The organism is Dehalococcoidales bacterium (assembly GCA_028717385.1).
Taxonomy (GTDB): Bacteria; Chloroflexota; Dehalococcoidia; order Dehalococcoidales; family CSSed11-197; genus CSSed11-197.
Window position 1 is genome coordinate 1 of sequence record JAQUNW010000030.1, and the last position, 12,931, is coordinate 12,931.

Here is a 12,931-nt window from a genome sequence, read left to right on the forward strand (position 1 = left end):
GGAATACCTTATATGGTACAACACCGAAAAGGTTCACCGGGGTATTGGCAAAAAGGCTCCCCTGCGTTATTATCTGGATAAATTTATCGCTAACCCTGAAAAGTCCAATATGTACTGGACCCTTACATCAAATTGACATCATTATACTGTTAGTGTATCATTGGAAATTAGTTGCCATTTTGTTATTAATCATCTTAATCTCCCAAATAACGGTAACTGGTTTTAATTATTTTAAACAAGTAATCTTAGGGAGGAGATAGATATGCGACCACCAGGTCCACTTGAAATAGGGCTTATAGTTCTTATTATTCTAATTGTATTTGGTGTTGGAAAACTCCCCCAGGTAGGCGCGGCTCTCGGTAAAGGCATTAATGCATTCAAGCGCGGGACCAGGGGTGAAGACATAGACGACGATCTTACTACTACCAAGAAAAAAACCAAGCGTAAAACCAAGAAGACGGTGAAAAAAGCCGAGCCAGTAGCTGGAAAGAGTCCGGCAGCAGGTGAGGAAAAACCGGCTGAAGGAAAGCCGGCAGCTGAAGGAAAGCCGGCAGCTGAAGATAAGCCGGCAGCTGAAGATAAGCCGGCTGATACTGAAACCGAAACTCCAACAGCCGAGGCTTAGCCCACCGTTCAGGAGGCTTGCTGGTTTGCCTTACTGGTTATTTTCCCAGTCAGATGTGCGCAAGCACTATCTTAAGGCAGGTATGTCTGGTCAATTGGTGCGTAATTTTCATCAGTTCATAAACACCGGTAAGCCAGTTCTTGCACAAGGGAGGATGTAGATATGCGGCCACCAGGTCCACTTGAAATCGGTCTTGTTGTACTGATCATACTGATAGTCTTTGGCGTCGGAAAGCTTCCTCAAGTTACAGAATTCGTAGGAAAAAGCACCGGAAAGGTGGTTTCGTTGTTCCGCAGAAAAAAGGGGGGGGAAGCTGACGATGATAGTAGCCGAAAAGTTGCCAAGAAAAAAAAGAAGGTTATAAAAGAGCTGGATCAATAAAGTATCGCGCTCCCGCTAAAACACCCGCCTTGCTTAACCACCATCGATTCCGGCTTCATACAAGATAGAATGCCTTTAAGGTGTATTTAATATGGGCATAATGGAAATAGTGATGATCCTGGTGGTTACTCTGATAGTTGTTGGTCCGGAAAAACTGCCTGAGTACGCCCGGAAATTCGGCCGATATTACCGGGAATTCAAAAAAATCGCCTCCGGGGCTACTAATGAAATGAGTAAAGCCCTCGGCTTGGACGAAGACGAGGATCTGAAAAGCCTCACCGATGAATTAAAATCAATGCGTGATGACATGTCTTCGCTTAGAAAATCCTTGAATGAAGACGCTGACGACCTCAAGGAAGCCGTCGCCAGTGAAGCCAAGCAGATGAAGGAGTCTATAGACCAGGAAACCGGGGAGATTATTTCCGAATTAAAGGCAGAAACCCAGGAAATCAGCCAAGACGTCGGTGAAAGCTTCCAAGAACTGGGGGAGCATTTTGCGCAGGAAGCAACCGATTTAAAAGAATCTCTCAAGGAAGATGCTCAACAGATTGCCAGCGATCTATCGGAAAGCCATCGGGAAATAGAAGAAGGGCTGGAAAAAGAAGCCGAAGAACTCCATAAAGCAGTAGAAGCTTCAGGAACAGAACCAGATAATTCGCCAGCTGCCACATCAGCAGTTTCAAATGTTTCCGATAGTAATCTAACCCTAGAAACAAACCAAGATAACACTAAACCTGCTGTCGGCCCTTCTAATTCTACAGAGGTAGACAATGGCCAGGGATAATCAAGCAACACAGCCGGTTGCAGAAACTCAGGGCATGCCCATAATGGTGCATCTCAAGGAAATGCGGGACCGGTTAATAAAATCCGTCATAGCCCTGGTGGTTACTACTTCTATATCTTTATATTTTGCCGAAGATATCGTCGGCATTCTTAAAAGGCCAGCCGGAAACATCGAACTGATATCTATCGAAATGATTGAAAACCTCAGCGTTTTCTTTAAGGTTAGCCTGGCTGGCGGCATAGTATTGGCAATGCCAATACTGGTTTACCAACTTTTCGCTTTTATCATTCCAGCGTTGACTTCTAAAGAAAAGCGCTATATATTCACCATGCTACCATTTATTGTATTCATGTTCCTATGCGGTATTGCATTTGCTTATTGGGTAGCCCTGCCTCCCGCGTTACGCTTTCTAACTGATTTCTTTACAGAACAAGCTGAAACGCAAATTCGCATCTCCAACTACATTTCTTTCGTAACCAGACTGATCCTGGGATTGGGGCTGGTATTCGAAACCCCGGTAGTGGTAATGTTTTTAGCCCGCATAGGGGTGGTCTCCCCCCAATGGCTAGCTGGAAAACGTAAGATCTGGGTTGTACTCGCCTTCGTGATAGCCGCCATCGTCACACCCACCCCGGATCCCGGCAATCAGTTAATCGTGGCAATTCCACTCATATTATTGCTGGAACTATCGATATTCCTATCCCGATTTGTATACAAGAAGCGCGTTCCTCCCAGCGAGCAGGAATCTGACGATTAGCACATCAGCTAATAGTCACACCGCAGACTAAGTATATACAAAACCAGAACGACAGCTTTGCATATACTTTATTTGATTGACAAACTCCAGTACTGAATATAACATTTACCTATCCTGATTGACGGTTATCTTCAACGCGCTTTAAATAACCAAAAAGGGGAGGATAGCAAATGGAAAAACCTGTTTATCTTGATTATTCCGCTACTACACCGGTTGATCCGGAAGTGTTAGATGCAATGTTGCCATATTTTAATGAAAAATTTGGCAACGCATCATCCATTCACATAAAAGGTAAGGAAGCACGACAGGCAGTAGAGGAAGCACGCCAAAAAGTAGCCGATCTGATTAATGCCAATACTGAAGAGATTATATTTACCAGTGGCGGAACAGAAGCAGATAACATGGCAATTGCCGGCACCGCAGAAGCATCCAGAGATCTCGGCAACCACATTGTCATCACTAATATAGAGCATCACGCAGTCTTTGAAACCTGCCATCACCTTGAAAAACAGGGTTATGCAGTGACTTTTGTCCCTGTCGAGCCTGATGGAATCGTAGATGCCGAAAAAATCCGCCAGGCAGTTACAGACGAGACAATTTTAATTTCAACCATCTATGCAAATAACGAAATCGGAACAATTCAACCCATCAAAGAAATAGCCAGTATTGCCCTGGAATACGGTATCTACTCTCATACCGATGCAGTACAGGCAATAGGTCGAAATTATATCGACGTAAAAGATTTGGGGGTGGATATGCTTTCCCTCACAGCCCACAAGTTCTATGGTCCCAAGGGTATTGGAGCTTTGTACATACGCCAAGGCTCGCAACTGGCACCGATTATATATGGAGGTGGTCAGGAAAGAGGGTTGCGATCGGGTACCGAAAGCGTTCCGCTGATCGTCGGTTTCGGTAAGGCTGCAGAGGTTGCCAAGCGGGACATGGAGGCTGAAATAAAGCGCCTTAAACCGCTAAGAGACAATTTGGTGAAAGGTGTTATGCGCAATATACAGGGAGTCTTGCTAAACGGAAGCATGGAAAAAAGACTTCCCAACAATGCCAACTTCTGCTTTGATGGTGTGGCTATTGAAAAAACTGGACCTAAGGAAAAACCAGAGGACTATTTTTCGATGAGCTGGGAACTTAACAAGCATGGAATATGCGCTTCTGCCGGGGCTGCCTGCACCGCCGCCGGAGTAACCCCCTCTCATGTACTGATTGCGCTTGGCAGAAGTGTAGATCAAGCTCAGGGCGCTCTTAGATTCTCTCTGGGCAAATGGACGACCCAGGCAGACATAGATAAAACACTTAAGGAACTACCCAAACTGATCGAGAGATTAAGAGAAGAGAAAAAGGCTCAATAATAGCAAATATCAAGGGATAATCGCCCATCCAGAGTATCGCTCTGCGAAGGCGGTTTTTTATTACTAAAACAAGTGAAAGGACGAATTAATTCTATGGCAGAAATTCCAGAAATAGGTAAGGTTTCGGCAGATATCTTTAACGAAATTATTTTTCCAAGGCTTGGCGCAAAAAATAAGGACGTGCTTGTCGGGCCACAACATGGCACTGATGTCGGCATAGCCAAGATTGGCAACATGGCAGTTTCTATGACCACCGATCCGGTGTTTATTGTACCCGAATACGGCTGGGAGAGGGCGGCATGGTTTGCCATACATATATTAGCCTCAGATTCGGCGACTTCAGGGCTAAAACCCCGGTACATAAGCATTGATTTGAACCTGCCCATGAGCATGACCAAAAGCGAGCTTTCAATCATGTGGGATACTATGCACCAGGAGTGCGAAAAATTGGGCATAAACGTTATTACCGGACACACTGGCAGATACGAGAATTGCCATTATCCCATGGTTGGAGGAGCTACCGTGATTGGAGTTGGCGAGATAGATGAATACGTAACCCCGCGCTTTGCCCGTCCAGGCGATAAGGTAATTATCACCAAGGGTCCGGCCATTGAAGCGGTGGGAATTTTTGCCGCAGTATTTGCTAACTCGCTTGAAGAGAAATTCGGCACGGAATTTCGCCGAAAAGCCGAGAGCATTTTTTATAAAATGACAACCGTCGAGGACGCCATGACAGCAGTCACAGTTGGGGTCCGCGATAATGGTATTTCTGCTATGCATGATGCCACTGAATGTGGTATCTGGGGAGGGTTGTATGAGCTGGCTGCTGCTGCTGGTCTCGGAGTAAGAGTAGAACTGGAAAAAATCGTAGTGGAAGAAACCGTCAAAGAGATCTGCAATTACTTTCAAATAGATCCCTACGCTTCAATATCAGAAGGAACCCTGATAATTCTATGCCGACCACACAAGGCAGACCAAGTTGTTCAAGCCCTTGCCGCAAAAGGAATTCGCTCATCAATTGCCGGAGAAATGACAGAAGCCTCCCAAGGAATGATTCTGGTAAAAGAAGGCAAAGAGACCAAGCTGGTACATCCGATTGTTGATCCTTTCTGGCGGGCATTCTACAATGCTGTATCTGGTGAAAAGCCGGGCAGGTAAATTGAGTACCAATAAAGAACAGACAACTTCAGTTCCGGTTACCTCTTTTACACCCCAGGGGCGTAAAAGTATACAGGAGGTTATCTGCCGGGAATTACCGCTGGTAATAAAGGTTAATAGCCAGGAAGCTGCAACCATATTATGCAGCCCGAGTGACATCGAGGATCTGGTGTTTGGCTTTCTCTACTCAGAAGGCTTTATAGAAAGTGTCGAAGATATAATCGATATCGATATTGACTCAGCAGCAACCGCTGTATCAGTAAAAATAGCAAAACCTTTTGAGCCAAAGGCATGTTTGAAACCCCTGATTGCATCAGGTGGCAGCAAAGGGCGATCCTCCCAGAAGAAAGAAACAGAAGTGGTCAGCGGAAAATTGTCTGTCTCCACTGGTCAAATCAACATACTTATGAGTACTTTTCTTAGCGCTTCAACTGTCTATTCCGCTACCCGCGGAATACATTCTGCCGCTATTGCCAGTCCAGAAAAAATACTGATACGCAGAGATGACATCGGTCGCCACAATGCCCTGGACAAAGTTTTTGGCAGCTGCCTGCGAAATCAAATACAAACCCAGAATCATCTGGTTATTATATCCGGCAGGATTTCTTCTGAAATGCTTCTGAAAGTGGCTGCCCACCGATCACCCATTCTCCTCACCAAAGCCGTACCGACCGACTTGGGTATTACCCTGGCACACGACTTGGGCATTACGCTTGTCAGATGCTCACATAACTTGAATATAACTGCTTACTGCCATGATTGGAGGATTACCGATTGACAGTTTTAGACGAAGATATTGCGGTTAAAATACAAGAGCTCAAAAAAAAGCGGCGAGCGGTAATTTTAGTACACAATTATCAGCCGCCTGAAATACACCAAATAGCTGATTTCGTTGGTGATTCCCTGGAACTAAGTCGGTTAGCGGCACAAACCCCAGCTGAGGTAATCGTTTTTTGCGGTGTGCACTTTATGGCAGAAACAGCCTCGATCCTGTCTCCCCAAAAAAAAGTATTGCTCCCTGCGTCTGATGCTGGCTGCCCGATGGCAGATATGGTAACTCCCGATCGCCTGCAAAGCCTTAAAGAGGAACTACCAGGTTATGCAGTAGTTACTTATGTAAACTCATCAGCAGCAGTAAAAGCCTTTTCAGATATCTGCTGCACATCAGCCAATGCCGTAAAGGTAGTATCCAGCCTGGAAAATGACGACATTTTATTTATACCAGACCAGCATCTGGGCAGATTTGTTCAATCCAAAACCGGAAAAAATATCCATTTGTGGCCAGGATATTGCCCGGTGCATGCCAGTATTACATCCGCCCATATCCAGGCATGCAAAAACAAGTATCCGGGCGCAAAGGTAATTGCCCATCCGGAATGCAAAACGGAAGTTCTCACACTTGCCGACGATATCCTGAGCACCGGCGGAATGGTAAAATATTGCCGCCAATTAACTGCTGGTGAAATTATCGTAGCTACTGACGCCGGCATGTTATATCGACTTAAAAATGAAAATCCTGCGGTTACTTTCATACCAGCCAATGCAAATGCAAAATGCAAGAACATGCAGCGAACCAATCTGGATAACGTGCTTGGCTCTTTACAGGAAATGTCCGGAGAGGTTAAAGTAGCAGACGATATCAGAAGTCAGGCATACCGGGCGGTTGAACGTATGATTCAGCTTGGCTAAGGAGATATGCAGGTGAACAGCAACGGTTTCGCCGTAATCTTAATCACCACCTCACAAGATGAAGAATCTCAGCTCATCGCTCGAGTATTACTTGAGCAAAAAATAGCCGCTTGTGTAAATATAATTCCGCAAATCAACTCCCTTTTCTGGTGGAAACAATCGATTGACCAGGAAAAGGAAAGCATGCTTATCGTGAAAACCCGCGTTAAGTTAATAGACGAAGTAGTCCGCCTGATTAAAGAAGTCCATAGTTATGAGGTACCGGAAATAATAGCTCTTCCCATTATTGGAGGCAATTGCGATTATCTGGAGTGGATTGACCACGAAGTAATACCTGAGGAGGCCGAATAGCAATAGCTATGAGCGGGTTTTTCTCTACTCTGAAGGAAGATATAAAAACTGTCTTTGACAAAGATCCGGCAGCCAGAAGCTTCTTTGATGTTCTGTTATTCTATCCAGGCTTTCATGCTCTGCGTTATCATCGCTGTGCCAGTTTTTTGTGGAATAAACACCTTCAGTTTTTTGCCCGTCTGACAGCCCATTTCAGCCGCTTTTTAACCGGAATTGAAATACACCCGGCAGCATCTATCGGACGGCGATTGTTCATAGACCACGGGTCGGGTGTGGTAATAGGTGAGACTGCCGAGATAGGCAACGATGTTCTCATGTATCAGGGAGCAGTGCTCGGAGGGACCACTCTAAGTAAGGGCAAAAGGCATCCTACAATCGGTAACAATGTTGTTATCGGGGCTAGTGCCATTATTCTTGGAGCAATCACTATAGGCGATGGTGCCCGCATAGGCGCCGGTTCAGTGGTAGTAAAATCAGTCCCACCAGGAGCTACCGTCGTAGGCATACCCGGACGCATAGTTGATAACCGCAGGCACCCTGCTGATCTACTTGAGCATGGCAAACTCCCGGATCCAGTAGCTGAAGCTATCCGTCTGGTACTTAATGAACAAGAGCAAATCGAAGAAAGGCTAGAAAAGCTTGAAGGGAAAAAAGGGCATCCAGTAGCGCATGAGGAGCTCAAACAAAAAGTACGCGAAGTATTGCGGGAATTTAATAGCGAAGGCGGTCATCCATGATTGTTTTGGAAGTCGTTAGCTGGGCAATTGCCATTGCCGGAGCTGCTATTATCAGCTGGGGCATTATCAAGGGTTTCTTTCAATTCATCAAGCATGAAATTGTCAGCTTTAAGAAAACTAGCCCTTCTGATTACATCCGGGAAATCCGCTTACTCGCGGGCCAGCACCTGTTACTCGGACTGGAATTCCTGATTGGAGCTGATATTATACGCACCATAATTGAACCTGGATTGGAAGAAATTGCCATCTTGGGGGCTATCGTCGCAATTCGTACCGTTATCAGCTATTTTTTAACCAGAGAAATGAAAGCAACTTGATTCGTTGCGCATGCCAACCCATTATCAGCCGGATGAAATCATTTGTCGTATAATTATCGTTGTACATTTATTCATTCTGCCCCTTGAGCAGGTATTTACAGGAGTAATTAATGATTAAAAAAGTCCTCGTAGCCAATCGTGGTGAAATCGCAATAAGGGTTATGCGTGCCGCACGTGAAATCGGCATTGCAACAGTTGCTGTCTATTCTGAGGCAGATAAAGATTCGATATTTGTTAAATATGCCGATGAAGCATACTGCATAGGGCCATCTTCTGCCCGGGAAAGCTATTTAAACATACCCACGATTATTGGTGTAGCTAAAACCTGCGGCGCTGATGCCATCCACCCTGGATACGGCTTTCTGGCAGAAAATGCAGAATTCGCGCAAGCTTGTGAAATTGCAGAAATAATTTTCGTTGGGCCGTCAAGCCGGGTACTTGAGCTGGTAGGCAACAAGACTTCTGCTCGTCAGATAGCCGCAGCAGCCGGAGTACCGGTCACACCTGGTATCAATGAGTGTGTTGATCTGGCTCAAGTTGAAAATGAAGTCGAAATAATTGGCTACCCCGTTATAATCAAACCCGCAGACGGTGGCGGCGGGATTGGTATGCAGGTTGTGTCATGCAGAAATGAGCTTAAAAAAGCGCTTGAGATGAGCTCATCGATAGCCGCTAGAGCCTTCGGCAAGGGAAATGTATATATAGAAAAATATCTGGAGCATCCACGTCATATCGAAGTCCAGATATTAGCTGATTCACATGGCAACATTGTTCATCTCGGTGAACGAGAATGCTCTATTCAACGCATGCACAATAAACTTATTGAAGAAGCACCTTCACCAGTAGTCACCCCGGAAATTCGTTCGAGAATGGGTAAACTTGCTGTTGAATTTGCACGCAGTGTAAATTATCGAGGTGTCGGGACCGTAGAGTTTATCTATTCCGAAGGACACTTTTATTTCATCGAAATGAACGCCAGAATCCAGGTCGAACATACAGTAACTGAAATGGTAACCGGCATCGATATAGTAAAAGAACAACTAAGTATTGCATCCGGATTACCACTGTCCGTTACACAAGATGAGGTCAAGATTAATGGCTGGTCATTAGAATGCCGAATTAACGCTGAAGATCCATTTAATCACTTTACACCGTCGCCGGGAGCGCTTAAAGCGTATCGCTCACCTGGTGGTATCGGCATCAGGGTAGACTCCGGTGTTTATAATGGCTTCGTCATCAGCCCCTATTATCATCCAATGATATCCAAGCTGGTCGCATGGGGGAGAAACCGGGATGAAGTGATCATCAGGATGAGGCGCGCGTTATATGAATATATTATTGTAGGGGTTAAAACCAACATCATTCTTCACAAAGCAATAATGGAAAATCCCAGATTCATCTCTGGAGACCTACGTACCGATTTTATTGACCAGGAAAAGAATCTTGTTGGTGACATGCTTCGTATACAAGAACGCGACCGCGCTTCGGTAGAACGACTCAAAGAAACTTTCAAATTTATGCCTTAAACATAAACTCATTAACAATGATGGATAATTGTTAATGTGGAAAATTACTCTGGATTGCAGGGGAATAGTATAAACAATGGCTAAAATAAGGCGCCCAATCATCATCATAGATGAAGAAAAATGTGACGGCTGCGGAGTATGCGTACCCGCATGCGCCGAAGGAGCACTGCAAATAATCGAAGGCAAGGCTAGGCTAATCAGCGAAATATATTGCGATGGACTGGGGGCTTGTCTTGGCAAATGCCCAAAGGGAGCAATAAGCATCGAAGATCGCCTGGCTACTGAATTTGATGAAAAAGCAGCTAATATCCAAGCCAAAAACAAGGAAATGGGGTCGGAGGCGGAAATCGGCAGCTGCCCTTCTGCCCTGATGGCATTATTCAACAAACCCGCTAAATCTCAACAAACCGATAGCAAGCTACCCAATCCATCTGCGCTCTATTATTGGCCAGTACAGCTTGCACTGGTGCCTCCATCTGCATCTTTCCTGCATAAAGCAGATGTATTACTGGTGGCTGACTGCGTACCGTTTGCTTATGCTAATTTCCACCGCGACCTGGTAATGGGAAGGCCTTTACTGGCCGCCTGCCCCAAGCTTGATAATTATGATGCGCATCGCAGCAAACTTGCTGAAATCTTCAACCAATCTGTACCGGCAAGTCTTTCCGTGATAAAAATGGAAGTGCCATGCTGCAACGCTTTAGTGCAAATGGCCAAGCAGGCAATGAAAGACGCAGGAAAGGAAATCCCAATTCAGGAAATTACTGTTGGCACAAATGGAAAGGTGTTATAGCAAACACTTAAATCCAGCTTTGCCTATAATATTGGCATGCTTTCTTAGTGCGCAAATCTGCTAAATCAGGCCTTTTTGATTAACCAGAGGAGTTCTTTAACCTTGGGGTTTCTCTTGCGCAGGTTTCTGGAGCCGCGATATGTATTGTATTCTTGCTCTACCAATCTCCATTCCCCATGACGTGCTATCAATGACGCAAACTCTTCGAGCGGAATTATCCCCTCATTGTTATATGAAATTGCTATATAACTCGCCCGCGTGGATTCCAACAAATCATCCAATTCCTGCCGAGCGGCTCGTTTGCTATTATAATTTGATCTTCTCCACTCGCGAGTTATTCCGCTTACCCCGGGTTGAATTTCCACCGGTACACCATCGTTAATTATATTCAGCATGAAATAATTTGAACCATAGGGATGTTGATTGTAAGGCGGATCGAAATAAGCCAGGTCAAACTTGGGTAGTTCTTTATCTTGCACAAGCTGATTAATATCTACGTTTGTTACATGAACCGGGCATTCAAACGCTGAGAATAACGGAACTTCAAGTATAATCTCCTTTTTGATCCTGGCAAGCGCATTTTCCCCTCGCCCTCCAAAGTGGCCATTACCGGATTTTTTATGAAAACCCTTAAACACTCCAGACGTGTTGGTATGCACGGAGGCTTTTACCAACAGCGCCGCCAGGCAACATGTTCTGTATGCTGGATCTACTTGCTCTATCAACCTCCTGACATTGTCAATAATTCGAGCATTAGCTCTGGTATAGAACACTCTCTCGCCTGGTTTGATATTGTTATCATCAAGCGGTGCATAGTTGGATTCGATAAAACCAGCACCGGTACCAACATCGTTGTAACGATTATCATTCAGCCATTTTATAGCAGCCTCAAGGCCTTTAATATCAATTGTTGATGTATTGGCAAGATAAGCCTCATTTATTGTACATGAATATTTCTCAAGATCATTGACATAGAGCTTACAGGCAAAGGCTTTCAGTAGCCTTGATACCGCCCCGCTCCCAGCAAACCCATCCAGCACCACTAATTTTTCTTTTCCGATTACTCGTTTAATATTGAGGAAATTTTCGTATAAAAAAGGAAGCAATTTGCGTTTATTGCCTAGATAAGTTATGAGGTGTGAAGTATAATATGGGCGCTCCAGGTCAAGACTTTGCCCTGTAGCCGCAAGCAATGATTCAGATTGCATTGATTTATTCATACCAGCCTGATAATCCTAGCTTAAAAGTCATGGTGCTAACAACCTTGAACTATAGCTAAAAAAGCGCCCTTTATAGAAGGGGTAAATAGCAATGTTATTTTGAGGTTAAAGCATTTGACAGAAGCTATAATCCAAAGTAGAATTGCCTGATCGCACTCAAAACCATTAGGAGTCTGTTGACATGATTGAAGTCACTATTGACAGTGTACGAATTGGATTAATGAACCAAAAGCCGGAATACCAGTATGTGGTATTGTTAAAAGAACAATCAAGTAAAAGGTATCTTCCAATATTCATCGGCCAAAACGAAGCTCGGGCAATACTTATGCGCCTTAAAAACGAGCCGGTACCAAGACCGATGACCCATGACTTGTTACAATCTATAATCGAAAACCTCGGTGGTAAAGTCGATTCAATCGCAATTACCTCTCTGGAAGGGGATGTGTTCTTTGCCAAAATAATGCTGACAATAAACGGGCAAAAGCATGAAGTGGACTCCCGCCCCAGTGATGCTCTGGCGCTTGCTCTCAGGGTAGATGCCCGCATATACGTCAATGAATCGGTTATGGACAAGACAGCAATCACAATGGAAAAAGATGCCGATAGTGACGAGTTTATCCTGGACCAGGCCGATCAAATCGAGCCTGAAGGCAAAGGCGGCACGATGACCGAGGAAGAAAAAAAACGTCTGGGAGTTTTCCGAGATTTTATCGATAATCTGGATATGGACGGTTTGGATTCAAAATAGCACGATTTTATCAGTTGCCCCAAAACTGAAATATCCAAAAACAAAAAACGCTAGTAATAATGAAAAAGCCCTTGAAGTCTTTGTTGCCTCAAGGGCTTTTTAGCTTTAAAAAGTGGTACCCCAGGTGAGAGTCGAACTCACGACACGCGGTTTAGGAAACCGCTGCTCTATCCACTGAGCTACTGGGGCTTGAACGCAAATTTTAGTTGTTAAGCCCTTTTATGTCAACCAATGGTGTTAATTTTTGAAAATTGGTGTCACCGGAAGGAATTACACCATTGAGTTTTACCATTGCCTCTTCTTGCATACCTGGTATTATATGGGAATATACGTCCATTGTAAACGCTACCGAGCTGTGACCCAGTGCTTCACTTATTACCTTAGGTTGGACGCCACTCAAAAGGGTGAGACTGGCAAAAGTATGCCTTAAATAAGGAAGTTTGAATTAGACTTCAGTCAAACAATTTGTTAGGTATTCACC

General features: G+C 44.6%; 16 protein-coding genes and 1 tRNA gene. 15 read left to right on the top strand and 2 right to left on the bottom strand.

Going from position 1 to position 12,931, the window contains the following annotated elements:
- The first annotated feature begins 262 nt into the window (after nt 1-262).
- The 14 genes from PHX29_06055 (at nt 263) to PHX29_06120 (ending at nt 10,482) form a co-directional block, all read left to right on the top strand.
- Nucleotides 263-625 (top strand): twin-arginine translocase TatA/TatE family subunit, encoded by a 363-nt coding sequence (locus PHX29_06055; GenBank protein MDD5605454.1) that lies wholly within the window; start codon nt 263-265, stop codon nt 623-625.
- Between the two features lie 25 nt (nt 626-650).
- Nucleotides 651-785 carry a hypothetical protein gene (locus PHX29_06060; GenBank protein MDD5605455.1) on the top strand — a complete coding sequence of 45 codons (135 nt, stop codon included), beginning with the start codon at nt 651-653 and terminating at the stop codon, nt 783-785.
- A gap of 2 nt (nt 786-787) precedes the next feature.
- Complete coding sequence (locus tag PHX29_06065) at nt 788-1,006, top strand: twin-arginine translocase TatA/TatE family subunit (GenBank protein ID MDD5605456.1); 219 nt, start codon at nt 788-790, stop codon at nt 1,004-1,006.
- Between the two features lie 91 nt (nt 1,007-1,097).
- On the top strand, nt 1,098-1,790 hold the full coding sequence (locus tag PHX29_06070; GenBank protein MDD5605457.1) for a twin-arginine translocase TatA/TatE family subunit: 693 nt from the start codon (nt 1,098-1,100) through the stop codon (nt 1,788-1,790).
- Complete coding sequence (gene tatC / locus PHX29_06075; protein MDD5605458.1) at nt 1,777-2,547, top strand: twin-arginine translocase subunit TatC; 771 nt, start codon at nt 1,777-1,779, stop codon at nt 2,545-2,547. Before PHX29_06070 ends, tatC begins: the two co-directional genes overlap by 14 nt.
- Before the next feature lie 170 nt (nt 2,548-2,717).
- Nucleotides 2,718-3,911, top strand: coding sequence for a cysteine desulfurase family protein (locus PHX29_06080; GenBank protein ID MDD5605459.1), 1,194 nt, complete (start codon nt 2,718-2,720; stop codon nt 3,909-3,911).
- Nucleotides 3,912-4,004: 93 nt separating this feature from the next.
- Complete coding sequence (locus tag PHX29_06085; GenBank protein MDD5605460.1) at nt 4,005-5,069, top strand: AIR synthase family protein; 1,065 nt, start codon at nt 4,005-4,007, stop codon at nt 5,067-5,069.
- A 1-nt stretch (nt 5,070) separates the two neighbouring features.
- Nucleotides 5,071-5,847, top strand: coding sequence for a formate dehydrogenase accessory sulfurtransferase FdhD (gene fdhD, locus PHX29_06090; protein MDD5605461.1), 777 nt, complete (start codon nt 5,071-5,073; stop codon nt 5,845-5,847).
- Entirely contained in the window at nt 5,844-6,758 is a 915-nt protein-coding gene (gene nadA, locus PHX29_06095) for a quinolinate synthase NadA (GenBank protein MDD5605462.1), read from the top strand. The genes fdhD and nadA overlap by 4 nt, the downstream gene beginning before the upstream one ends.
- Before the next feature lie 12 nt (nt 6,759-6,770).
- Nucleotides 6,771-7,109: a divalent-cation tolerance protein CutA gene (locus PHX29_06100; protein MDD5605463.1), complete on the top strand. Its 339-nt coding sequence runs from the start codon at nt 6,771-6,773 to the stop codon at nt 7,107-7,109.
- 8 nt (nt 7,110-7,117) lie between these two features.
- Nucleotides 7,118-7,846, top strand: coding sequence for a serine O-acetyltransferase (cysE, locus tag PHX29_06105; protein MDD5605464.1), 729 nt, complete (start codon nt 7,118-7,120; stop codon nt 7,844-7,846).
- Nucleotides 7,843-8,163 carry a DUF1622 domain-containing protein gene (locus PHX29_06110; protein ID MDD5605465.1) on the top strand — a complete coding sequence of 107 codons (321 nt, stop codon included), beginning with the start codon at nt 7,843-7,845 and terminating at the stop codon, nt 8,161-8,163. The genes cysE and PHX29_06110 overlap by 4 nt, the downstream gene beginning before the upstream one ends.
- Before the next feature lie 110 nt (nt 8,164-8,273).
- A complete protein-coding gene (locus tag PHX29_06115) occupies nt 8,274-9,689 on the top strand; it encodes an acetyl-CoA carboxylase biotin carboxylase subunit (protein ID MDD5605466.1) in 1,416 nt (471 codons plus the stop codon).
- Nucleotides 9,690-9,765: 76 nt separating this feature from the next.
- Complete coding sequence (locus tag PHX29_06120) at nt 9,766-10,482, top strand: 4Fe-4S binding protein (protein ID MDD5605467.1); 717 nt, start codon at nt 9,766-9,768, stop codon at nt 10,480-10,482.
- 65 nt (nt 10,483-10,547) lie between these two features.
- Here the strand turns inward: PHX29_06120 and PHX29_06125 are convergent, their stop codons facing one another.
- Nucleotides 10,548-11,702: a DNA adenine methylase gene (locus tag PHX29_06125; GenBank protein MDD5605468.1), complete on the bottom strand. Its 1,155-nt coding sequence runs from the start codon at nt 11,700-11,702 to the stop codon at nt 10,548-10,550.
- A gap of 181 nt (nt 11,703-11,883) precedes the next feature.
- Between PHX29_06125 and PHX29_06130 the strand changes: the two genes are divergently transcribed.
- Complete coding sequence (locus PHX29_06130; GenBank protein MDD5605469.1) at nt 11,884-12,450, top strand: bifunctional nuclease family protein; 567 nt, start codon at nt 11,884-11,886, stop codon at nt 12,448-12,450.
- 113 nt (nt 12,451-12,563) lie between these two features.
- Here the strand turns inward: PHX29_06130 and PHX29_06135 are convergent.
- Nucleotides 12,564-12,639, bottom strand: a tRNA-Arg gene (locus PHX29_06135).
- Nucleotides 12,640-12,931: the final 292 nt, after the last annotated feature.

Coding starts and splice junctions, on each gene's coding strand:
- tatC (MDD5605458.1), top strand. CDS start 1,777: ATGGCCAGGGATAATCAAGCAACACAGCCGGTTGCAGAAACTCAGGGC.
- PHX29_06080 (MDD5605459.1), top strand. CDS start 2,718: ATGGAAAAACCTGTTTATCTTGATTATTCCGCTACTACACCGGTTGAT.
- cysE (MDD5605464.1), top strand. CDS start 7,118: ATGAGCGGGTTTTTCTCTACTCTGAAGGAAGATATAAAAACTGTCTTT.
- PHX29_06070 (MDD5605457.1), top strand. CDS start 1,098: ATGGGCATAATGGAAATAGTGATGATCCTGGTGGTTACTCTGATAGTT.
- PHX29_06110 (MDD5605465.1), top strand. CDS start 7,843: ATGATTGTTTTGGAAGTCGTTAGCTGGGCAATTGCCATTGCCGGAGCT.
- PHX29_06115 (MDD5605466.1), top strand. CDS start 8,274: ATGATTAAAAAAGTCCTCGTAGCCAATCGTGGTGAAATCGCAATAAGG.
- PHX29_06065 (MDD5605456.1), top strand. CDS start 788: ATGCGGCCACCAGGTCCACTTGAAATCGGTCTTGTTGTACTGATCATA.
- PHX29_06055 (MDD5605454.1), top strand. CDS start 263: ATGCGACCACCAGGTCCACTTGAAATAGGGCTTATAGTTCTTATTATT.
- PHX29_06085 (MDD5605460.1), top strand. CDS start 4,005: ATGGCAGAAATTCCAGAAATAGGTAAGGTTTCGGCAGATATCTTTAAC.
- PHX29_06120 (MDD5605467.1), top strand. CDS start 9,766: ATGGCTAAAATAAGGCGCCCAATCATCATCATAGATGAAGAAAAATGT.
- PHX29_06125 (MDD5605468.1), bottom strand. CDS start 11,702: ATGAATAAATCAATGCAATCTGAATCATTGCTTGCGGCTACAGGGCAA.
- PHX29_06130 (MDD5605469.1), top strand. CDS start 11,884: ATGATTGAAGTCACTATTGACAGTGTACGAATTGGATTAATGAACCAA.